The sequence below is a fragment of the Vibrio sp. 14N.309.X.WAT.E.F5 genome (genome assembly GCF_030397615.1).
GTDB lineage: Bacteria > Pseudomonadota > Gammaproteobacteria > Enterobacterales > Vibrionaceae > Vibrio > Vibrio lentus.
This window is the reverse complement of record NZ_JAPNXR010000003.1, coordinates 46,944-69,496: the sequence shown is the minus strand read 5'-3', so window position 1 is coordinate 69,496 and position 22,553 is coordinate 46,944. Positions and strand designations below refer to the sequence as shown.

Here is a 22,553-nt window from a genome sequence, read left to right as displayed (position 1 = left end):
GCGATTATTGCGGTTGGCTATTTTTTTGTCTGTCATTTGGTTCTCTGCTCTCTGTTGTCGGCTATTTCCTGAATGTCCAAGCGAAAAAAAAGCCAGCCACCATTGGTGACTAGCTTCTGCTTTCTCACGAATCTCGAATCCGTTTTAGTATCCCATCAACTGCAACAAGTTTTCTGCTGTGCTGATCGCTTCTTTACGGTTGGCAATGTTTAGCTTTTGGTAAAGGTTACGGATGTGAGTCTTGATAGTCGTACCTGCTACGTCAAGTTCTTGAGCGATCTGCTCATTACTGAATCCAGAGTAGATCAGACCAAGCACCTGCCATTCACGCTGGGTGAGTGGGCTAGTGCGCACAAGTTCTGGAATATTCGGGTGATTAACCAGATTCTCCACAAAGTCTTCGTCAAAATGAACCGAACGGCTACGTTGAGTCGTCGAGATATCTTTCATGATCTGCTGAGCACGGTGACGTTCTAAATCGCCTAAGCCTGGCTTGCTACTCAACTTATCCAAGATGTGCCCGATAGTGCCACCGTCGACCAAAAAGTTACCTACCATTCCGGTTTGATTGGTCATATGAAGCGCTTCTTCAAGCAAAACACGAGCGCTGTCTTCATCGTTGATCTGTGTACGCAGCACGGCTTCCACAATCAGGTTTCGATTGGTATCAGTAATGAGGTGTGAACGCTGTGCTTCGCTTTTCAGGAAGGTCAGCGCTTCTTCCGCTTCTTCATATTGCTCAAGAATGATGTGAGATCTTACGATGTTTCGCCACTGAAGCTGACAGAAGTGGTTACTCGCCGATTCAGGACGAACTGCAACACTTAACCAGTCACGGATGGCGTCTTTATCACCTTTTACCTGCCAGAATAAGATCAATGAAAGTGATGCATTCGCTGTCCAATCCACGTGGTAAGTCGATTGACGCAGTAGGTGCTGAATTTGGTCGATAAACTTAGATGCTTTATCAATTTCACCACGGCTAAGCGAGATACGAGCCAACATTGAATAGCTGTGTAGATGCTTACTTGGTGAGTGGTGGCCAAGGATGTCTAAGCCCTTGTAACAACACTCTTCCGCTTCATCTAATCGGTTCCAACACCAGAAAATTTGAGCTCGAACACGCAGTAAGAACTCATGCAGAGGCACGTATTGCAGCTGGTGTTCTTCAATCAATTTGAACGCGCTGTCTTGTAGCTCAAAGGCCGCTTGAACATAACCTTGAGCAATCAGGATTTCGCTCTGTTGCAGAATTGCCCACAGTGCTTGATGGTAAACCTGATACTGGCGAGCCAGTTTCTCCGTTTGTTGCATCATCGGCAGAGCACGGCTCAGGTTACCCATTACGTGGTTCACTTCACCAACAACAGAGGTCGCAACAATGCGGCTACGATAAACGGTCGTGTTCAACTGGCTTAGTGAAAGCTCGGCCAATTCCAATGCTTTTTCAGGCTCATTGCTGTTAATAGCAACTTGCGCACGTAAGGCGTTGTATTGACCTTGTTGCTGAGTATCCAGTTCGATGTTTCGAGCTTGATACTGCGTTTCCGCTTCTTCTAGAAGAGTGCCTACTTGATCATAGCGATGCTGACTTTGTGCCAGCCAAGCGCGTAGCATAGATAGCTTCGGCTCACTGTATAGCTGATCCGTGGTTAGCTGTTTGATCGCCATTTCTAACGAAGATAACTCACCCTGGTTGAACATCGGCCAACCGTGTTCCGTCAGAATTTGAATGATCAGCTCTGGATCTTCTGCACGTTGTGCATGTCGCAGTGCTTGGTGAGGCGTTTTCTGTTTGATCCACGCTTTAGCGGCACTTCTGTGCAACTCGGCTTCTTGTTGTGGAATTCGAGCTTGGCGTTCGTGGGCAAGAAATTCACCGAACAGATTGTGGAATCGGTACCAGTTCTTCTCGCCTTCAAGAGGGTAGATAAATAAACCAAATCGGTTGAGTGATTCAATCATACCCAGTGCGTCTTCACGCTGTGTAAGCGCACAGACTAATTCGTCATTGAAATGATCAAGCACTGAACACTGCATCAAGAATTGTCGGGTTTCTTTGTCTAGCAGGTCGAATACTTCTTCAACCAAGTAATCCCAAAGGTGGGCATGGTTAAAGTGAGAGAAAGATTCAGCAGACTGTGCCAGCGTGCGTTTTTGATGTTGAGCTTGAAGGGCAATAAGCTGTAACGCCGAAGGCCACCCCTCAACATAAGTACAGATACTGCCAGCGGTGGTGTCATCTACGCCATCGGCGACACGTTGATTGAAGAAGCGCGTCGTCTCTTCAGTATCAAAAGCTAGAGAGTCGTTGCCAATTTCAATCATCAAGTCACGAACGCGAAGGTTTGCAGTGCCAAGTGGTGGTGTCCCACGGCTAGTCACAACAAGCGTTAGATTGTCGGGCATGTGTTTGAGGAAAAAGCGCATCGCCTCGTGAATGTCATCGTTATTAACTAAGTGGTAGTCATCCAGCACAAGGAAACATTCCTGGTGGAATTCAGACATCTCGGCGAACACTTCGCTTAACAAAGAATGCAGTGATGAAAACTGTCGCTTTTCTGCCAATTTTTGGGCATTAGGACAGGCATTTTGAGTCGCTTTGTTAAGTGATTGAAGTAAGTAGTTGATATAGCGAAAGGCATCGTTGTCACTATCGTCAATGCTGTACCAACCCACATTGGGTTTATCTACCAGCCATTGGGCAGCCATAGTGGTCTTGCCATACCCCGCAGGAGAGCGGAACAGTACGAGCTTGTAGCAATCTGCATTCTGAAGCAGATCGAGAACTCTAGGTCGCAGAATTGCATTGTGTAAGCGGCCGGGGCGAGTCAGTTTCGAAGGGATCCACATGTCGAAGTTTTACACCTATTCCGTGGCTATGTTCTGGAATATCTCAATCTATCGTTGAGTACAGTCCAATGATATTAGCCTGATTACTTAAGTCTTTACTCATATTACGTGAAGCAAAACGTTACCGACTATGATCCTCCTCAGAAACCTTGCACTCCTGCATGTTTTTAGTGTTCTACGCCCTTTATTTGTGACTTTGCTCACCTTGCGGGGTGGTTTGTGAATGTGACTTTGTCCTTACCTACACATGTTTCTCTGCAAAAGATGAGAGCCGGAAAATATTTTCGTGATCTGAAACTCAGATTTGGCAATGACTTCAAATGGGTTAAATAAAAGTCACATCATTTGAAGTTAAGTTATCGAACGGGAGCTTGTGATCCCAGTCACTCCAAGTTTTTGTTCTCATTCAGAACATGAGAGTCAGATCACTAACCCTATGTCGGTACGCCCCCTACGCCCTCTCATCTACTCCTAGTTAGTCGTACGGGCGGGAGGATGTTTAGTTAATGGTGACCATGCACGATATGTCACAGATGAATTAGAACTATTAAAAGCGAGATTTCTGAAATGAAACCAACTCAGCAAAAAACTTTCGATAAAGTGTCGTTCCAAGAAAGCGTTAAGAAGCATTTATCTGCAACCTACGCAACAACGATTGAAAACGCGGATAGCCGCGCATGGTACCTAGCAATGGGTCGCGCATTAGCAGAACTTACAACATTCGACCTGCTAGAAACTGAAAACGATGAAAAAATTAAGAACGCGAAAAGCGTTAACTACCTTTCATTAGAGTTTTTGATTGGTCGCCTTACAGGTAACAACCTAATCAGCATGGGTCTATACGAAGAGATCACTCATGCAATGGAAGAGCTAGGTCAAAACCTAACAGACCTTCTAGAAGAAGAACGCGACCCATCACTCGGTAATGGTGGTCTTGGTCGTCTTGCTGCTTGTTTCATGGATTCTTGTGCCGCTCAAGAATATCCAACAGTAGGTTACGGTCTTCACTACGAATACGGTCTATTCAAACAGTCTTTCCAAGACGGTCGCCAACAAGAAGCACCAGACGCGTGGCGCGGTGTTGAGGGTTACCCATGGGAAGTTGCTCGTCCAGAACTAGCACAACACATTGGTTTTTACGGTCATGTAGAAGTTGAATACATCGACGGTAAAGAAGTTCGTACTTGGGTTCCAGGTATGGAAGTAAAAGCAATGCCTTGGGATCTACCTATCGTAGGTTACGAGTCAAACACGGTTTACCCGCTGCGTCTTTGGGAATGTCAGGCAATTGCACCATTCTCACTAGCAAGCTTCAACAACGGTGATTACTTCGAAGCGCAACACTCGCTAATCGATGCAGGTAACATCACTAAAGTACTTTACCCGAATGACAACCACGAGAAAGGTAAGACACTGCGCCTAATGCAGCAGTACTTCCACTCAGCAGCGTCTGTTCGCGATATTCTACGTCGTCACGAAGCAGCAGGTTTCTCTCTAGAAGAACTGCCTAAACAAGAAACGATTCAGCTTAACGATACGCACCCAACTATCGCGATTCCTGAGCTAATGCGCATTCTAATTGACGAGAAAGGTCTATCTTGGGATCAAGCATGGGAAATCAGTGCTCATACGTTCGCATACACGAACCACACGCTACTTCCAGAAGCGCTAGAGACTTGGTCTGAATCTTTGATCAACCGTCTTCTTCCGCGTCACATGGAAATCATTTTTGAAATCAACCACCGCTTCATGCAAGAAGTTCGCAAGATGTGGCCTGGTGACGGTGAGAAGCAAGCTAAGCTTTCTATCATCCAAGAAGGTTTCCACCGTATGGTTCGCATGGCAAACCTATGTGTGATTGGTTCTTACAAAGTAAACGGTGTAGCTGCACTTCACTCTCAACTGGTTAAGAAAGACTTGTTCCCTGAGTTCAACGAAATCTTCCCAGGCAAATTGACTAACGTAACGAACGGTATCACGCCACGTCGTTGGTTGAAGTTCTGTAACCCAGGTCTATCTACGCTAATTACTGGCAAGATCGGTACTGAGTGGCCAGCAAAACTTGAGCAGCTTGAAGGCATCGCTAAGTTTGCAACAGACGCGAAATTCCAAAAAGAATTCATGGCTGTTAAGAAAGAAAACAAACAGCGCCTTGCTGATTGGGTTCAAGAGAACATGGGTATCGAGCTAGATACTAACGCTATCTTCGACGTGCAAATCAAGCGTCTACACGAATACAAGCGTCAACACCTAGATTTGCTACACATTCTGTCTCTGTACCACCGCATTCTTAACGAACCTGGTTTCGAGTGTGAGCCACGCGTATGTTTCTTCGCAGCGAAAGCAGCACCGGGTTACCACCTGGCAAAAGAAATCATCTTCGCGGTTAACAAGATTGCAGAGAAGATCAACAACGATCCTCGCATCGGTAACAAGCTGAAAGTGGTATTCATCCCTGACTACCGTGTAAGCATGGCTGAAATCATCATCCCTGCAGCAGACGTTTCTCAGCAAATCTCACTGGCTGGTAAAGAAGCATCGGGTACGGGCAACATGAAGATGGCTCTAAACGGCGCTCTAACTATCGGTACGATGGATGGTGCAAACGTTGAGATTCGTGAAGAAGTTGGTGATGAAAACATCTACATCTTCGGCTTGGACGTTGACGGTGTTGTTGCATTGAAAGCTCAGGGTTACAACCCGTACGACTACTACAATGCAGACCCACTACTGAAAGCTTCTCTGGACCTATTGACTGGCGATGAGTTCTCTCCAGGTCAACCAGGCCTTCTACGTGCAACGTTTGATAGCCTACTAGACGGCGGTGACCCTTACCTATGTCTAGCTGACTTCGCATCTTATGTGAAAGCACACGAAGACATGGGCACGCAATACAAAGACCAAGCAGGTTGGGCTAAGAAAGCGATTCTTAACACAGCATTGGTTGGTAAGTTCACATCAGATCGCTCAATCCGCGACTACGTGAACAACATCTGGAAACTAGAAGCCGTTAAACGTTAATAGTTCTAAAAGTAGCCAAGGCAGTTTCTGTCTTGGCTCAATTAGCTTGTGAGCAAACAGACGGCTTATTCAGATAGCAATGCTTACAAACTGATTGTCACAAGCTAATTGATTAGTAAAAAATTAAATAGACAACCCTACAAAGATTGAAAGCGTTAGAACGTTTTCGGAGAGAGCGATGAAAGAACAGACCGTATTAAAACAAGTCGCAGAAATGGCAAATATTGCCGACAGTTACGTTAGTGCGTGGGGCGATGAAGCACAGGTATCAGACGAAACGATTACGTCTCTATTGGCTTCATTGGGCTACGATACAAGCAGCGATGATGCTCTGCTTAAATCAGCAGAAAGAAAACACAAAAAAGATGTACTAGACCCAGTTCTTGTCTTGCGTGATGGTGAGCCAGTAGAAGTGGCGTTGAATTTAGGTGTTAGTGCTCGTGAAAGCGAGTTCAGCTGGCGCTTAGAGACCGAGCAAGGAGAGGTACTTGAAGGCTATCTTCAATCTCAAGTCGTTCGTGATGAGCGTGCCGAGGGTGGCCCTTTAGTGTTTGCACTGCCAAGTGATTTGGCATGGGGTTATCACAAGCTCATTGTGAGCCGTAAACGTCGTAAGAAGCCTTACGAAATGACACTGATCATTACGCCAAAAGCGTGTTTCAAACAGGCGCCAATCGAGCAAGGTAAAAAGCTTTGGGGCCCGAGTGTACAGCTTTACACATTAAGAACTCAGCATAACTGGGGTATTGGTGACTTTGGCGATCTAAAACAGCTTGTTGCAGATATCTCGTCTCGCGGTGGTGACTTCGTTGGCCTAAACCCAATTCACTCATTGTTCCCTGCGAATCCTGAAGGCGCAAGCCCATACAGCCCGTCTTCACGTCGTTGGTTAAACATCCTTTACATTGATGTGAGCTCAGTACCTGAATTTGCATTAAGTGCAGAAGCACAACAAACCGTAGGCAGCGCAGAGTTCCAACAGCGCCTACAGAAAGCTCGTGAAGCGCACTGGGTGAATTACACTGAAGTGTCTGAGCTGAAGATGAGCATCTTACCTCTGCTATTCGCAGAATTTAAGACTCGTCATCTAGACAAAAACAGCGACCGCGCACAAGCGTTCTTAGCGTTCGTTGAAGAGGGCGGTGAAAGCCTAATGCATCAAGCGGCGTTTGATGCATTGCACGGTGAATTACATGCTGAAGATTCAGGTATGTGGGGATGGCCAGTATTTCCTGAGAAATACCGTACATTCGATAGCCCAGCAACACAGAAATACATCAAAGAGAACCTAGAGCAAGTACATCTTTACATGTACCTGCAATGGATAGCGGATTGCCAGATCAACGATGCACAGTCTCTTGCAGAAGAGAAAGGCATGGCGGTTGGCCTGTACCGTGACTTAGCGGTAGGCGTTGCGGATTCAGGCAGCGAGACATGGGCTGATGAAGGCAACCTAGTGATGGATGCGAGCATTGGTGCTCCACCGGATATTCTTGGTCCTCTGGGTCAGAATTGGGGTCTACCTCCACTAAACCCAGAAGTACTTCAGGAAACCAGCTACGACGCTTACATCAAGCTACTTCGTGCCAACATGAAGCACTGTGGTGCACTTCGTATTGACCATGTTTTAGGTCTGCTGCGTTTGTGGTGGATTCCAAAAGGTGAGAACGCAACGAAAGGTGCGTACATCTACTACCCAGTACAAGATATGCTGTCGATTCTGGCGCTTGAGTCTCATCGTTACCAATGTAGCGTTATCGGTGAAGATTTAGGAACGGTACCGGATGAGATTGTCGATATTCTAGCGGATGCGGGCGTACATTCTTACAAAGTGTTCTTCTTCGAAACTTCTGAAGACGATGGTGGTTTCATCTCACCAAAACACTATGCATCACAATCGATGGCAGCACTGTGTACTCACGATATGCCAACGCTACGTGGCTTCTGGCACTGTGATGACTTGAAGATGGGTCAAGAGATTGGTTTATACCCAGATGCAGAACAGTTAGAAACTCTGTTCGATGACCGTCTTGAGTGTAAGCAAGGTATCTTAGATTCAGTAGCATGGCACGGTTTCCTACCTGAAGGTGTTGGCCGCGATGCAAGCCAAGTACCGATGGACTCTTATCTTGCTGAAGCACTTCAGTTGCACGTGGCGGCTGGTGGTTCAACACTACTCAGCGTTCAACTGGAAGATTGGCTAGAGATGGACAAGCCAGTAAATATTCCTGGCACAGTGGATGAGTACCCTAACTGGCGTCGTAAACTCTCGATGAACTTAGACGAAATCTTCGCGCACGAAGGGGTAAATCGTATCGCTTCTAAGCTGACAGACGTTCGAGAAAAAGCAGGTAAGTAATGATGTTGAGTGGCCTGAATTTACGTGGTTTTTTGCTTACGCCGTACGAAACTACAACCTCGGTCACTCAATAATGAATGCTCATCTGGTAGAATAAACCGTCGTTATATTGCCCGCACTAATAGCGGGCATTTTTGTATTATATTTTTTGGATGTTTGGTTAGGGAGAAACGTTTTGGAACTAAGTTCGATTTCAAAGCAAAAACAAATATATACCCAACTATCTCAGGCTTGTTTTACTGACCCTTTTGCTTTTCTAGGGCCATACTTACCTTCTGATCAAGGTGCATTGCGCGTATGGATTCCAGGGGCGGATAAAGTCGAGTTGATTGTTGGAAAGGAACCTCGTATTGAGCTAGCGCGAGAGGGTGAAAGTGGCTTCATTCTTAAGCAAGAAAGAGACTTACGTTTTACCCATTACAAGTTAGCAGTAGATTGGGCTGGGGAAGAGCAGATCATTGATGATCCGTACCAGTATCATGAACTCTATGCTAGCTATGAAGATCTTCATACACCGAAAGACATGTACCATCACATGGGGGCTCAATTTGTTACTTTAGAGCGTGATGGTCAGGTTATTTCGGGTACTCGATTTTTAGTCTATGCACCGCATGCAACTGCGGCAAGTTTGGTGGGTAACTTCAACGCTTGGGATGGTCGTCGCCACCCAATGCAACGTTTAGATTACGGTATGTGGGGCCTATTCATTCCTGAACTGGAAGAAGGCGCTCAATACAAGTTTGAACTAAAAGGACCCAATGGCGAAGGCTTACCACACAAAGCTGACCCATGGGGCTTCTACTCAGAGCAATACCCATCATTTTCATCGGTTACTTACGATCACGCTCGCTACGAGTGGCAAGATACTCAATGGCAGAATCGCCCAGTAACGCAAAAGCGTAAAGAGGCACTTTCGTTCTATGAACTGCACGCCGGTTCTTGGAAGCGTAACGTTGAAGGTGAATTTTTAAACTACCGTGAGCTAGCGGCAGAGCTAATCCCATACCTAACGGATCTCGGCTACACACACGTCGAGTTGATGCCGGTTTCAGAGCATCCGTTTTACGGTTCTTGGGGTTATCAGCCAATAGGCTTGTTCGCACCAACGAGTCGTTTTGGCTCTCCGGATGATTTCAAATTCTTCGTCGATCAATGTCACCAAGCTGGTTTGGGTGTGGTTCTCGATTGGGTTCCTGCTCACTTCCCAAGTGATGATCACGGTTTAGCAAACTTCGATGGTACGCCATTGTTCCACGATCCCGATCCACGTCGTGGTTGGCATCAAGATTGGAACTCGTACATTTACGATTTAGGCAAAGAGCATGTTCGTCGTTTCTTGGTAGCAAACGCTCTGTACTGGTTCGAACAATTCCATATTGATGGCATTCGTGTTGATGCGGTTGCTTCGATGTTGTACCTCGATTATTCGCGTAGCCATGACCAATGGATTCCGAATGCTGACGGCGGCAACGAAAACTACGACGCTATCGCAACCCTTAAATGGATGAACGAAGAAGTGTACAAACACTTCCCGAATGCGATGACGATTGCTGAAGAATCAACGGCTTTCCCAGGTGTTTCAGCACCGACCTTTATGGGCGGTTTAGGCTTTGGCTTTAAGTGGAACATGGGTTGGATGCACGACAGCTTGTCTTACATTCAAGAAGATCCAATCAACCGTAAATATCACCACGATACGATTACCTTCCCACTGGTTTATGCACACAGTGAGAACTATGTATTGTCTCTGTCTCACGACGAGGTGGTTTACGGTAAAGGTTCTATCCATGACAAGATGCCTGGTGATGAATGGCAACAAACAGCGAACTTGCGTGCTTACATGGGTTACATGTATGCGCAGCCGGGTAAGAAGCTGAACTTCATGGGCGCTGAGTTTGGTCAGACGGCAGAATGGAATCATGACGATCAACTGCAATGGTTCTTGCTAGATTATGAACGCCATCAAGGTGTGCAGCGTTTAACCAAAGACTTAAACAATCTGTACCGCTCAGAAGCTGCTATGCATGATCTTGATTTCGATCCAAAGGGTTTCGAATGGCGTCTTCAAGACTCTGCTGAAGCAAGTGTTCTAGCGCATGAGCGTATTAGTGAGTCTGGCGAGCGCGTGTTGGTAGTCTCTAACTTTACGCCTGTTCCTCATGAGCACTTCCGTTTAGGTGTTCCAGCAAAAGGTAAGTACTCACTGTTGCTGAATACTGATTCTGCTGATTACGCTGGCAGTGGCTTTGAAGTGAAGCAGACGGCTGAGATTGAATCAGTAGCTAGCGAAGGCTTAGATACATCGATTGAGTTGCGTTTACCGCCACTATCGACCGTTTTCTATAAGCTGAACTAGTTGAAAAATAGAAATAAAAAGGGAGCCTTTGGGCTCCCTTTTTTATGTTTTAAATATTCAACTTAATGCTGCTTAAAGTTCGTTAAATAGAACATTGAACGTCCTACTACTGTTTCAAGGATACGAACCGAGTCTGCCCCAAAGCTCTCAAACATTGTTTCACGAAATTCACCGTTTGAACTGAGATCAAATTGTTCTGGGTTCTTGACCTGTGATGCATGGAAAAACATTAGCTTAATAACGTATCTGAATTGTTCATCATCTAGAGCACTTTGCCAAGATTGAATAAATCTTTCTTCTGCAGAGAAGTCTAAACTCTCGATAACAATCGATAGCATATGTTGGTGTAACACTGAGCGGATAGCGCGGGTCGATGAATAATAGCCCTGAAGCGTCGTTAAACTAATGCCAATTTCTTGCGCAATCCTTGCATAAGTTAGTGCTTCATGTCCTTCAGCCAGAAAAAGGTTTAGTACGATTTCATCGTAGTTCTTTTGGTTTTCTAATTTCTGTACTTGAGTAATTCGAGCCATTACAAATCTCTATTGAGTGTAACATTCTGTAAAGATATATATTAAGAGGTTCTGATAGAGAACTCAAACCTTAGAAGCAAATAAAACGTCAGTTTATCGTCAAAACTCGATAAGCATAGAGCGTTCGCTTGAATTTTAACCAGCTTTAAGATCATACAGAAACACAGTCCTATTGGGCGGTGTATTATTTTAAGTTGTTGTTTATATTTGGTAAATAAAACTAGAACGGATGCCAAAACAATTCAGTTTCAAGAATTCGTTTTACAATAGCCAATATTACTATCAAGGTGATGACCGTTAAGCACATAAAGTCGACACGTTTTAAAGATGCATAGCTGTACCACGTTCGCGCTTTGTGTCGACCAAAGCCTCGCAGTGTCATCGCATTTGAGATCTCGTCTGCACGATCCAAACTGGAAAAAATGAGCGGGCCTAAGACCTTTGCCACGTTTTTGATGCGAGTGATAAGTGGTGCTTTCTTTGATAGTTCGACACCACGAGCCTGTTGTGCGTGCATGATGTTGATGAAGTCTTTTTTTACTTCAGGCAAATAGCGCAGTGTTAAGCTTACTGCATAGGCGATCTTGTATGGAACGCCGATACGGTTGAGGCTGGCTGCAAACTCTGTAGGGTGCGTTGTGAAGACAAAGATTAGCGCTATTGGGAACATACTCATGTACTTCAGGGTAACAGTGACCAAGTAAAACAGCGTCTCTTGGCTCAATGAGTAATTACCAGGAAGCGTTAGCAATATGGTTTCGCTGCCGATGAGTTCAGTGCCTTGCTGTGGAGCAAGCAGGTACATGAACAATGCGTTTAAGCTCAGCACACTTGCGGTACCCAATAACAAAGGCTTATAGACGCGTAAAGGCACGTTGGTGAGCTTTAGTAGGTATAAACCGGTCACGATAAGCAGCGTAATCAACCTCAGGTCAAACGTAGTCAATACTACGGTTACCCAAGCTAAGAAGAGTGCAAATTTCGTGATGCCATTGAGGGCGTGCAGCGGCGATTTCGTGTCAATGTAGTTGATGCCGAATTTTACTTTTGATGCGTTCATTTAGCACTTCTCTCGTAGTCGATGAAGTATTGCATAAATGCATTGGTATCGTCGATTTTCATCATAGTTGCAAGTTCATAAATGCTGGTAGTGCATAGGTTGGCACGCTCTAAAAGCGATGGCTGACTAAACACTTCGGTCATGGCGGCATTGGCAATCAGTTTACTGTCTGCAATGACGATTGAACGTGTGGTGTACTCTAGAACCAAGTGCATATCATGGGAGATAATCACGACAGTAATACCTAAATCACGGTTGAGTTTTTGGATGAACGCCAACATAGATGTGTAGTTACGGTAGTCTTGTCCTGCTGTTGGCTCATCTAAGATCAGAAGCTCAGGCTCCAACACCAAGATAGAGGCGATCGTCACGCGCTTTTTCTGACCGTAGCTCAATGCTTCAATAGGCCAATGGCGGAACTTGCTCAACCCACATAACTCAAGAACGTTCTCAACTTTTTCTGTGATCAGTTCTTCTGCAACACCACGGTTACGAAGACCGAAAGCAATTTCATCAAAAATCATATGATGCGAGATCATATGATTCGGGTTTTGCATGACCACGCCGACTTTTTGGCTTCTTTCAAAGATAGAAAGCTCAGACAGGTCTTCACCATTGAGGTATGAAGAGCCTGAATCTGCGTCAATCACACCCATAATAATCTTGGTGATGGTGGACTTACCCGATCCGTTTTTACCCAGTATTGAAACAAACTCACCCTTGCCAATCTTGAAGCTGACATCTTCGAGTGCATTCTTTTCGCCGTCGTAAGAATAAGTTAGGCCATGTACTTCGAGTAAAGGCGTGTACTGCTTCTCTGCTACCGGGGCAGGACGCTCGGCAAACCAAGCTTGCATAGCAGGGCGGAATCTTTTGTAATCCAACGCTTTGAGGTTTGACAGCTTATCTTCGTTAGTCAAAGGAGCTTTTGCTGCTTTAAGCGCTGATAGATAAAGAGGTTCACGAATACCGTGCGTCTCAAGTAATTTTGAAGCTAAGATTTCATCGGGTGTCGTGTCTGCAACGATTTCGCCGCGCTCCATTAAGATCACACGATCAATATCGCGATGCAGAACATCTTCAAGACGGTGCTCGATGATCACGATGGTCTTGTTGGTCTCTTTATGCAGTTGGTCGATGATGTCAATAGTCGCCTTGCCAGTTTTAGGGTCAAGGCTTGCTAAAGGTTCATCAAACAACAAGATATCGACATCATCGACTAAGATACCCGCTAATGATACACGCTGTTTCTGGCCACCAGATAGATCATGAGGAGAGCGGTCAAGCATACCCGCTAGGTCGACCATTTTTGCGGTCGATTTAACTAACGGGTACATATCAATGTTCGATATCAACTGGTTTTCCAATGCGAACGCGATATCTTCACCGATACTTAACCCCACAAATTGGCTGTCAGTATCTTGCAATACTGTGCCTACTTGCTCGGTGTAGTCGTGCATTGAAAACTCAGAGATATTCTTACCGTTGATCTCTAAAGTGCCCGTTACCTCACCTTTAATGGCATGAGGTATCAGGCCATTGAGGCATTGACCTAGGGTAGATTTACCACTACCACTTGGTCCAATAATGACGATTTTCTCTCCTTTCTCTATCCTTAGATTGATATTTTTTAGCGTCGGTTTATCCAGCGACTCATATCTAAAAGAGAAGTTCGAAAATGCTATAGTCATTAGCGCTTATGCCTCAGTTAGGTTGCGGCTTTGTTTGTTACGCTTAGCGACTGATTTGAGGATCAGGAAGCCTACAACAGCGATCAGAACGGTGTTACCCGCTGCGATGATAGACAGTTGTGTGAAGACTTTAGTAAACGGTTCTGCGTATAGGATGGTGTCTAGGAACGCAGAGCAGCCGTATCCCACGACGTTACCCGCGAGGGCAAGTATCACGAACAGTGCAAAATCTTTCATTGGCAGTTCGCCTTGTTGCAGGCGGTTCTTAGTCATCATTGGGAATAAGCCGATAACCATACCGACAATACCTGAGCCTAATACCCAAGTTAACCATACGCCCCAACCTGCGAACAGGTCAGTTACCCAGTGGCCGATAAAGCCAACTAAGAAGCCAACAATCGGGCCAAATAGAACAGAGAACAGTGCTAGAACTGCCATTGCTGGTTTTAATGTCGTGTTAGCAAACACTGGCACACCAAACATAGGTAAACCACCAATGCCGTACAGTGCCGCGCCAATAGCGATAACGACGACTGTTTTAGCTGAAAAGTTCATAGATAACCTCGAATACTGAAAGATAAAGCATAATAAAGAACCAATATTCGCCACTATTAATATGTGTCTCAATGAGATCGTTTTTTGGGCAAATATAAAAATAAGGCGCGCATTATATAGCAGAACCCTTCCATAAGGGAAGGTAAGTGTCTAGATGTCTAAAATTCCATCTGAACGTGGAAATGTCATGAAAAAGCGCAATTTATAGTTAATCAATAGTTTGCCCTAAAGTACGTAGATCACTCTCTGACATACATGTTGTCAGAATATATCGAGTGATGAAAAAGTATTGCTTTAGGTTTACTTTCCTATCTTTTTCAAGTTAATTTTGAACATTTGTTCAAAATTAACTTGAACGATCGTTCTGGTTCGATCTATATTGTTTTCACACCAACGGAGAACAGTCATTAATTGCTCCGTGATTGAATAACTTTAGAATCATAAATTGATAGGGATAAAACAATGAGCAACTTCAAAATTCACTCAGTAGAATCAGCGCCAGAGAAAAGCCAACCTATTCTTGAAGGTGCTAAAAAGCAGATGGGCAGAGTTCCTGGGTTGTTTGGCGTGTTAGCTGAATCCCCGAACACACTGAAAGCCTACAGAGAGCTTCATCAGCTTTTTAATGACTCGTCTTTTGATGCTGAAGAGCTGACGGTTGTTTGGCAAACCATCAACGTTGAACACGAATGTCATTACTGCGTACCGGCGCACACAGGTATTGCACATTCAATGAAGGTTGATCCTGCAATCACCGAAGCATTGCGTAATCGCACGGCTCTACCCACTGAAAAGCTGCAAGCACTGCATGACTTCACGCTGAGTATGGTACGCAACCGCGGTAATGTGTCTGAAAGTGAAATGGCAGCATTTTTCGAAGCGGGCTACGGTCAACAACAAGTGTTAGAAGTGATTCTTGGCCTGTCTCAGAAAGTGATCAGTAACTATGTAAACCGTGTTGCTGAAACGCCAGTAGACAAGGTATTCGAACAGTTTGCTTGGCAAGGTTAATTTACCTTTAAATAAGTAAATAGTAAGAATGATGAAAGCCCCGCTCAGTTGAGTGGGGCTTTGTTGTTTGGAGTGGGTGACGTTTTCTAGTTACTTACTTATCTACAGCTAATGCTACTTTTAGTCGTACCAAAGCGTCTGCTAATATTTCTGCAGGGCACCCTAGATTCAAACGAATAAATCCTGAACCTTCCTCGCCAAAGGCACAACCCATACTCGGTACAATACCGGCTGCAATGAGTTTGCGCTCAAGCTCTGCATCGCTTAGTTTCATTGAACGGCAGTCTAGCCATGCAAGATATGTCGCTTCGGGTTTCGTGAAGCGAATATGAGGCAATTCAGCTTTTATGAATCCGTTCAGCGTTTCTATGTTGTCTTGCAGATAGTGTTTTAAGTCCGCTAACCAAGTTTCACACTCTTGGTACGCAGTGGTTGTCGCTGACATTGATAGGCTATTGAAGCAATCCATGCCATGCGCATCCAAGCGGCGAACAAACTGCTCCTTCAACACCGAATTTGGAATGATGAAGTTTGAGATTCTCAATGATGACAAACCAAACGTTTTACTGGCCGCGGTCGCCACAATAAGTTTGTCGGTTAGCAAGCTTGGTAAGTTTAACGTCGAATGAAATACATTAGGTGTTAGCGTTAGGTCACTCCAAATTTCATCACTGATCAGCCACACATCGTGTTTTCTACACAGCTCGGCAACTTGCGTTAGCTCTTGCTCGTTCCATGCTCTGCCTGTTGGGTTGTGAGGGTTACAGAAGACCAATGCCTTTGCACCACTGGCAAAGCAGTCTTCCAAGTGAGCAAAATCAAGCTGGTAGTGACCATCAGATTCAATCAACGGATTGTTCAAAACTCTGCGGTCATTCAGTTCGATGATCTTACGAAATGAACCGTAGCCTGGGCTTTGAATAACGATCTGGTCATTCTCTTGAGTGAGCATTTGCAGCGCCATTGCGATACCCGGTAACACACCATGTATCGTGGTTATCCACTCTTTTTTTATTTCAGTGTTATGTTGGTTTTTAAACCAATTAATCACAGCTTTGTAATAGTCATCCTGACGTTCCGAGTACCCAAAAATACCATGAGCGATATCTTGAGCTAAACGGTCGAGCACTTGCTGAGGAGCTTGGAAATCGTAGTCTGATACCCACATTGGCAATAAGTCAGAGCCTTCCAGTCCGAGCTTCTGCTCCATAAAGTCCCACTTTACCGACCCTGTATTTCGGCGGTTAATCGTATTGTCGAAAGAATTCATATGATGTGAGCCTTACTTAATGCTGTGAGCTAGAGAAGTTTCTGCGGAGTCTTCTGACTGCTCTGGTTTTGCAGGGGCGATACCAAATCCAGTGAAACCATAAATAAGAGCGAAAACGACACCGGTGTAACATTGAATTGCCCAAGGTAGGTAATCTAGCGTCGCGACACCTAGTGTGCTTGCCATGTAAATACCCGCAGCTGTCCAAGGAACCAGTGGCTCAATAATCGTGCCTGCGTCTTCGATGGTTCTTGATAGGTTTTTAGTATCTAGCCCCATTTTACGGTAAGCGTTTTGGAACAATTCACCTGGAATAAGAAGCGCCAGTTTGCCATCTGATGTCGTGAAAACTACGGTAATCGTCGCGATCACTGTTGATGCGATAAGCTGTCCTGTTGAGTGAATCATATGCAAGAAACGACCTAGTACCACATTCAATGCACCGGTTAGGCTTAAAACACCTGCAAAAGAGAACGCACAGAAAACCAGTAGGATGGTGCTCATCATTGAGAACAAACCACCACGGTTTAGCAGCTTAGACACATCAGGGATTAGGCCGTCAATCGCTGTACCTTTCGCTTCAAACAGAGCGACATTGAAGCCGTCGACATAAGCTTGGAAACCTTGTTGTAGAGAGAAACCTTGTAGAACCATACCTAATACAATCGCAAGGGCAGACGCACCTAGCATCAGTGGCAGAACAGGCTTTTTGGTTAATGCCCCCCAAAGAATCATTACTGGTGGGATAATCAGAAGAATGTTGAAGTTATAAAGGCTATCTAGCCCAGCAAGAATTTGAGTCACTTTTTCTGGCTCGCCAACCGTGCTGATATCGGCACTTTGGCCTGCGAAGAAAAAGACAACAGAAGCAATCACAAAGCCTGGTAGCGTTGTGTAAAGCATGTGTTGAATGTGTTCGTATAAGGTAGTGCCTGAAACGACAGGTGCAAAGTTGGTTGAGTCTGAAAGAGGCGAGATCTTATCGCCAAAATATGCGCCAGAAACAACGGCGCCGGCAGCAGCAGCCAGTGATACATCTAAACCTGCCGCAACACCCATCAGTGCAACACCAACGGTACCCGCAGATCCCCAAGAAGTACCAGTACATACAGAGACAACAGAAGTAACAAAAAAGGCAGCAATGAGTATGTATTCAGCACTGATGACTTTTAGTCCCCAGTAAACCATGTAAGGGATAGTGCCACTGATCATCCAGCTTGCGATAAGGCCGCCCACTGAAACCAATATCAAGATAACAGGCATCGCTTTTGCGAGTTTCTCAACAATCGCGTTGATAATGTCATCCCAGTTGTAGCCCATCTTCCAAGCAATACATGCAGTGAAAGTCGCAGAAATGAGCAGCAGAACTTCAATGCGAAGTCCTAAAACACCGTATCCAATAGCAAGCAGCGCAAACATAACGGCTATAGGTGCTAATGCTAATCCGAACGATGGTAGAGGCTTTGAGTTATTCATATTTGTTGTCCTCAGATGAATGTAGGGTTTGTTCGGAATGCATAATAAGCGTGCTCTGAAATCGAAAGTGCGACTTCAACACTGTTTTCATGTAAGCGGTTACATGAGGTGTATACATGAGATTTTGGTCACATTTTGTCTCATTTTAGTGCTTGATTGACTTAACTGTCTGCCTTTCAACCAGTGTCGCTTCGAATTTATGTTGTTTGGGAGGCGCGTATCCTGCAGCTTTTAGTTTTATGGCAAGGTTAGCCGCATAAGTCGACATCTCGTCGATAGGGTTGTGCATGGTGGTTAACCTAGGGTAAAGGTAGCGAGCGAGTAAAACATCATCAAAGCCGATGACTGAAATATCGTTGGGAACCGAGATACCTTGATCTTGTAAGCTGGTCATTAATCCGGCTGCCATAACATCATTAAAGGTGACGGCGGCTGTGACCTCTGGGCATTGGCTTACCAAGATATCACCTGCCGCTTCACCACCCGATTCACTAAAATTTTGGTTGATGATCCAGTTTGATTGTATTTCGATATTGGCCGCTTTCATGGCTTCTTGGTAGCCTTGCAAACGGTCTGTTCTATCTTGGATTGGAAGGTCGCTCGAGACATAGGCAATTTTTCGATGTCCGAGTGCAATCAAATGTTGCACCGAGACTTGAGAGCCGAGTTTGTTGTCTACCCACACTGAGCGATTTGATATCTGAGCAATAGTGCGATTGAGTAGCACCATTGCTGGCAGTTGAGAGGAGTAGCGAAGTAAGGTCACGTCATCGAGCATTTTCGAGTGAACTACCATTGCCTCACAGCCTTGGCTGATTAGGAAGTCGAGGCCTTCTTTCTCTCGCTGAGCATTGTGTCCGCCACTCACCACAACCAGCTGGTATCCGTTTGTTCTCGCGACTTCTTCAACGCTCTTGGCAACAAGCGCAAAGAAAGGGTCAGCTAAGTTGCCCGTCAATAAGCCTAACGTGTTGCTACTTCGACTTGCTAAAGCCGTGGCACGTGCATCTCGGTGGTAGTTGAGTTCTTTGATTGCACGTTCTACGCGCTCCAACGTGATAGGTTCGACATAGCAGGTACGGTTCATTACTCGTGAAACGGTTGCTGTTGAAACTCCGGCAAGTGCCGCTACATCTTTGATAGTTGCCACGTCGAACTCCGCTAGGCATAGAAAGGCTGCGAGTGTAACGAATCTTTGCTGTTGAAAATGTTAATAAGGTCAAAGCTTGTTAACACCAATTCTATGAGTTTAGCTAGGTCTGGCGATATTTAGCACGTATGTTTGGCGATTATCCGAGCCAACATCACCACGCCTTCTTTCCACTCTTTACTCTCTTCAATGTTTGCTACGGTGAAACGCAAGCAGTGTTTGTATTGGTCGTGTGTGCCAAACACGGTGCCGGGTAAGATGCCTAATTTGTGTTTCAAGCAATCTTGATAGACGGCATAGCTGTCGACTGATTCTGGCAGTGTTATCCAGTTGAGAAATGAACCTTCCGGCTTTGACAAATGGTAGCGACCAACAAGGTGCGGGTAGCTATCCAGAGCTTGTACTAATAGACTTTGGAATTGTTTTTGATTGGTTTGATAGAGCCGTTTCATCTTAGATAAATGGCTGCGGTATTTGCCTGTCGTGAGAAACTGTCCGACCGCCGATTGCATCAGATTGGAACTGCCCATGTTATCGCATAGTAGATACTTCTCGACCAAGGGCTGATAGCGCCCCGACAGTAACCAACCGATTCGTAATCGTGAGTCTAAGGTCTTGGATAGCGAGTTGACGTAGATGACTCTGTCTTGATGATCTAGCTCTTTGAGGCTCGCAATCGGTGCGTCAAACGCCAAGCTACCGAATACATCATCTTCGATAATCGGCAAAGATCCGGTGATCTCCAACAAGGCTTTTCGATTAGCCAGAGGCATTCTTGAGCCAGCCGGGTTGGTAAAGTTTGGTGTCAGCAGCAGCGTTTTGACTTCCCATTTGTCCAGTGCACTTTGCAGTGAAGGGATGTCGATTCCGTGGCTAACACTGCTTGGTATTTCTAGGGCTTGTAAGCCAAGTGATTCGAGTAACAATAAATTGCCAAAGTAACACGGTGACTCTACGGCCACGATGTCACCCGGTTTGGTGAGTGCACGTAAAGCCAAACTGATCGCCTGTTGAGCACCGTGAGTAATCGCAATCTCTTTCGATCCCGCGGGAACACCTAGATCATGGGTGATCTTTAACAATTGCTTTACTAATTGCTCGTCACCGGGAGGGAGTTGATAGTAGCCCGGAAGTTGAGTTTGCAAACGGCTATGGCGACCGATTTCAGCGTACAAGCTACGAATTGCAGGATTGTTGATGTTCGGGTGTGCAGAACCAGCAAGTAGCTTCAAGCGACCTTTCGGACGAGAGAGTACAGATTTGGTGACAGACAAGAGGTCGACTTTTTGAGGCTGGCTGGGCGTATCCCAACTTGTGGTGTTCGGTGCTTTGACGCGATAACCCGACTTGGGAACCGAGTACACCCAGCCTGTCGCTTCCAATTCTTGATAGGCGCGAATCACGGTATTTTTGCTCACGCCAAGCTGTTCGCTTAGTTGACGAATTGAGGGAAGGCGGTCGTCTGGATGAAAGAGTCCTTTATCGATCTGAGTCTTAATATGTTGTTCGGTAGCAAGATATTTATTGCCGCTGAGTTCTGCTTCCACGTTGTTTTCCCTCGTTGCTCATTTTTAATCTGTAACCATTTAAAGTGTTATATCTGTATCTTTATTAGTTATCTGTACCCAACTAAGGTAACAGCATTGATGAAGAGTTGACCAGAGGTTTGTAATGCTGATTAAAATGATTCCGTTCGTGTTTGTAATATTGTGGTCGTCAGGCTTTGTTGGCGCACGTCTTGGCGTGGAATACGCCGAACCCGCAACGTTGCTTTCACTTAGGATGGTAGCCAACGTGGCGCTGTTCTTAGTTTTGATTGCCATTCTTAAACGTCGTATTCCTCGTGGTCGCGCATTCTTTCATGCTTGTGTGGTCGGAGTCTTGATTCATGGTTTCTACCTTGGTGGTACTTATCTCGCGATTGATATGGGGATGCCCGCTGGGTTGAGTTCGCTACTTGTTGGCTTACAACCGATCCTGACTGCCTTGATTATGATTAGCTGTACTTCACAGCGTTTTAACTTCGCACAATGGCTGGGCTTAGCGCTTGGTTTTGCTGGAATTAGCTTGGTATTGATGGGCAATATTGAATGGCAGTCTGACGACCAAAAAGGCTTGGCAACGTTATTGTGTTTGGTTTCTTTGGTGGGTATTACGGTCGGTACTTTGTATCAGAAGCGCTTTTGTAAAGGCACAGATATGGTAGGTGGCGCGATGGTTCAATATTTAGCATCGGCGGCATTGTTCCTTCCTTTTGCTATGCGTTACGAAACCATGCAAGTGAACTGGACTCTCGAATTCACGTTAACTCTTGCTTGGTTAGTGATTGTTTTGTCGTGTATCGCCATCTTATTGTTGCTTTACATGGTAGAGCACGGCGCTTCTTCAAGTGTGGCCTCGGTGTTTTATTTGGTTCCACCGACGACTGCAATTCAAGCTTGGCTTATCTTTGGTGAGTCGTTCGACATCTATGGTGCAATGGGCTTCGCTTTGTCTGCCGCTGCTGTTTATCTGGTGGTGAAGAAGCCAGAACTGATTAAGTTTCGACAACAAACGGCTTTAAATAGATCGCGCTAATCACCAAGGTTGACAGTGTGGATAAGATCCGGTGTAAAGTAGCGCTAGCGAGCTAATTAATATCAAGAGGACATATGGCAAGGGTCAGTGCTGAAGAGATACAACGTAAGCGAAAGATGTACGATGAATGCATCCTCAACCTGTTTTTGACAGAAGGTTGGGATGCCGTGACCTATGATCGAATTGCCAAAAAAATGGGGATAACCAAGTCATCTCTGCAACGTTATTACGCTAATAAGATGCAATTTGCCTATGCGTTAGAAGGGCAAGTATTCCAGCAGGCAACTAAGTTGTTGGACTTTACTGGCAGGGATTCTTTTCTCGATTCATGGAAGCAGTCGCTGAATGATAATCAGATTTTCCGTGAATGCCTGCATATTATTATGACCAATGCATTAGCACCTGTTTCTGCCGCGGCGACTACAAAAGCGGTGACTCGTCTAACTGGTGTACTCGCGAATAATATCGGTAAAGTGGAAGCACAAGATACGGTGGATCTAGCCTTAGGTCGTAGTCTTATTTCGTATATGAACAATAAGTTATAGTAATAATTTGTTCGTTATTTAACCTTGTTCTTATGTGTTAATACTCTATAATGCGAATGGGTGCCCATATCTAGGATGTTGATATGGGCATTTTTT

15 protein-coding genes are annotated in these 22,553 nt (G+C 45.2%); 6 read left to right on the top strand and 9 right to left on the bottom strand.

Annotated elements, in window-relative coordinates; genetic code table 11:
* Nucleotides 1-144: 144 nt before the first annotated feature.
* A complete protein-coding gene (gene malT, locus OW495_RS04655) occupies nucleotides 145-2,853 on the bottom strand; it encodes an HTH-type transcriptional regulator MalT (protein ID WP_099167012.1) in 2,709 nt (902 codons plus the stop codon).
* A gap of 567 nt (nucleotides 2,854-3,420) precedes the next feature.
* Between malT and OW495_RS04650 the strand changes: the two genes are divergently transcribed.
* The 3 genes from OW495_RS04650 (at nucleotide 3,421) to glgB (ending at nucleotide 10,589) form a co-directional block, all read left to right on the top strand.
* Nucleotides 3,421-5,874: a glycogen/starch/alpha-glucan phosphorylase gene (locus OW495_RS04650; RefSeq protein ID WP_102290944.1), complete on the top strand. Its 2,454-nt coding sequence runs from the start codon at nucleotides 3,421-3,423 to the stop codon at nucleotides 5,872-5,874.
* A 178-nt stretch (nucleotides 5,875-6,052) separates the two neighbouring features.
* Nucleotides 6,053-8,233: a 4-alpha-glucanotransferase gene (malQ, locus tag OW495_RS04645; protein ID WP_065104447.1), complete on the top strand. Its 2,181-nt coding sequence runs from the start codon at nucleotides 6,053-6,055 to the stop codon at nucleotides 8,231-8,233.
* A 175-nt stretch (nucleotides 8,234-8,408) separates the two neighbouring features.
* Nucleotides 8,409-10,589 carry a 1,4-alpha-glucan branching protein GlgB gene (glgB, locus tag OW495_RS04640; RefSeq protein ID WP_289885254.1) on the top strand — a complete coding sequence of 727 codons (2,181 nt, stop codon included), beginning with the start codon at nucleotides 8,409-8,411 and terminating at the stop codon, nucleotides 10,587-10,589.
* 62 nt (nucleotides 10,590-10,651) lie between these two features.
* Here the strand turns inward: glgB and OW495_RS04635 are convergent, their stop codons facing one another.
* The 4 genes from OW495_RS04635 to OW495_RS04620 all read right to left on the bottom strand — a co-directional run bounded on the left by OW495_RS04635 (nucleotide 10,652) and on the right by OW495_RS04620 (nucleotide 14,428).
* The gene (locus OW495_RS04635; protein WP_289885253.1) at nucleotides 10,652-11,122 is read right to left on the bottom strand and encodes a TetR/AcrR family transcriptional regulator; all 471 of its coding nucleotides are present in this window, start codon (nucleotides 11,120-11,122) and stop codon (nucleotides 10,652-10,654) included.
* Nucleotides 11,123-11,342: 220 nt separating this feature from the next.
* The gene (locus OW495_RS04630) at nucleotides 11,343-12,182 is read right to left on the bottom strand and encodes an energy-coupling factor transporter transmembrane component T (RefSeq protein ID WP_289885252.1); all 840 of its coding nucleotides are present in this window, start codon (nucleotides 12,180-12,182) and stop codon (nucleotides 11,343-11,345) included.
* A complete protein-coding gene (locus OW495_RS04625) occupies nucleotides 12,179-13,873 on the bottom strand; it encodes an ABC transporter ATP-binding protein (protein ID WP_289885250.1) in 1,695 nt (564 codons plus the stop codon). Before OW495_RS04625 ends, OW495_RS04630 begins: the two co-directional genes overlap by 4 nt.
* 6 nt (nucleotides 13,874-13,879) lie before the next feature.
* Nucleotides 13,880-14,428, bottom strand: a complete 549-nt coding sequence (locus OW495_RS04620) for an ECF-type riboflavin transporter substrate-binding protein (protein WP_029223272.1) — start codon at nucleotides 14,426-14,428, stop codon at nucleotides 13,880-13,882.
* Nucleotides 14,429-14,890: 462 nt separating this feature from the next.
* On the opposite strand from OW495_RS04620, the gene OW495_RS04615 reads away from it, so the two are divergent.
* A complete protein-coding gene (locus OW495_RS04615; protein ID WP_102512995.1) occupies nucleotides 14,891-15,439 on the top strand; it encodes a carboxymuconolactone decarboxylase family protein in 549 nt (182 codons plus the stop codon).
* 94 nt (nucleotides 15,440-15,533) lie between these two features.
* On the opposite strand, the gene OW495_RS04610 is transcribed toward OW495_RS04615, so the two are convergent.
* The 4 genes from OW495_RS04610 to OW495_RS04595 all read right to left on the bottom strand — a co-directional run bounded on the left by OW495_RS04610 (nucleotide 15,534) and on the right by OW495_RS04595 (nucleotide 20,882).
* Complete coding sequence (locus OW495_RS04610) at nucleotides 15,534-16,709, bottom strand: MalY/PatB family protein (protein ID WP_102512996.1); 1,176 nt, start codon at nucleotides 16,707-16,709, stop codon at nucleotides 15,534-15,536.
* A 12-nt stretch (nucleotides 16,710-16,721) separates the two neighbouring features.
* Nucleotides 16,722-18,185, bottom strand: coding sequence for a Na+/H+ antiporter NhaC (gene nhaC / locus OW495_RS04605; RefSeq protein WP_289885249.1), 1,464 nt, complete (start codon nucleotides 18,183-18,185; stop codon nucleotides 16,722-16,724).
* A 145-nt stretch (nucleotides 18,186-18,330) separates the two neighbouring features.
* Nucleotides 18,331-19,335: a LacI family DNA-binding transcriptional regulator gene (locus OW495_RS04600; protein WP_017083131.1), complete on the bottom strand. Its 1,005-nt coding sequence runs from the start codon at nucleotides 19,333-19,335 to the stop codon at nucleotides 18,331-18,333.
* A 119-nt stretch (nucleotides 19,336-19,454) separates the two neighbouring features.
* Nucleotides 19,455-20,882, bottom strand: coding sequence for a PLP-dependent aminotransferase family protein (locus tag OW495_RS04595; protein WP_289885248.1), 1,428 nt, complete (start codon nucleotides 20,880-20,882; stop codon nucleotides 19,455-19,457).
* Between the two features lie 124 nt (nucleotides 20,883-21,006).
* Between OW495_RS04595 and OW495_RS04590 the strand changes: the two genes are divergently transcribed.
* Together OW495_RS04590 and OW495_RS04585 are read left to right on the top strand one after the other, a co-directional pair.
* On the top strand, nucleotides 21,007-21,912 hold the full coding sequence (locus OW495_RS04590) for a DMT family transporter (RefSeq protein WP_289885247.1): 906 nt from the start codon (nucleotides 21,007-21,009) through the stop codon (nucleotides 21,910-21,912).
* A 74-nt stretch (nucleotides 21,913-21,986) separates the two neighbouring features.
* Entirely contained in the window at nucleotides 21,987-22,457 is a 471-nt protein-coding gene (locus OW495_RS04585; protein WP_289885246.1) for a TetR family transcriptional regulator, read from the top strand.
* The last annotated feature ends 96 nt before the right edge of the window (nucleotides 22,458-22,553 follow it).

Coding starts and splice junctions, on each gene's coding strand:
- malQ (WP_065104447.1), top strand. CDS start 6,053: ATGAAAGAACAGACCGTATTAAAACAAGTCGCAGAAATGGCAAATATT.
- OW495_RS04630 (WP_289885252.1), bottom strand. CDS start 12,182: ATGAACGCATCAAAAGTAAAATTCGGCATCAACTACATTGACACGAAA.
- OW495_RS04610 (WP_102512996.1), bottom strand. CDS start 16,709: ATGAATTCTTTCGACAATACGATTAACCGCCGAAATACAGGGTCGGTA.
- OW495_RS04615 (WP_102512995.1), top strand. CDS start 14,891: ATGAGCAACTTCAAAATTCACTCAGTAGAATCAGCGCCAGAGAAAAGC.
- OW495_RS04625 (WP_289885250.1), bottom strand. CDS start 13,873: ATGACTATAGCATTTTCGAACTTCTCTTTTAGATATGAGTCGCTGGAT.
- malT (WP_099167012.1), bottom strand. CDS start 2,853: ATGTGGATCCCTTCGAAACTGACTCGCCCCGGCCGCTTACACAATGCA.
- OW495_RS04650 (WP_102290944.1), top strand. CDS start 3,421: ATGAAACCAACTCAGCAAAAAACTTTCGATAAAGTGTCGTTCCAAGAA.
- OW495_RS04620 (WP_029223272.1), bottom strand. CDS start 14,428: ATGAACTTTTCAGCTAAAACAGTCGTCGTTATCGCTATTGGCGCGGCA.
- OW495_RS04590 (WP_289885247.1), top strand. CDS start 21,007: ATGCTGATTAAAATGATTCCGTTCGTGTTTGTAATATTGTGGTCGTCA.
- nhaC (WP_289885249.1), bottom strand. CDS start 18,185: ATGAATAACTCAAAGCCTCTACCATCGTTCGGATTAGCATTAGCACCT.
- OW495_RS04585 (WP_289885246.1), top strand. CDS start 21,987: ATGGCAAGGGTCAGTGCTGAAGAGATACAACGTAAGCGAAAGATGTAC.
- OW495_RS04635 (WP_289885253.1), bottom strand. CDS start 11,122: ATGGCTCGAATTACTCAAGTACAGAAATTAGAAAACCAAAAGAACTAC.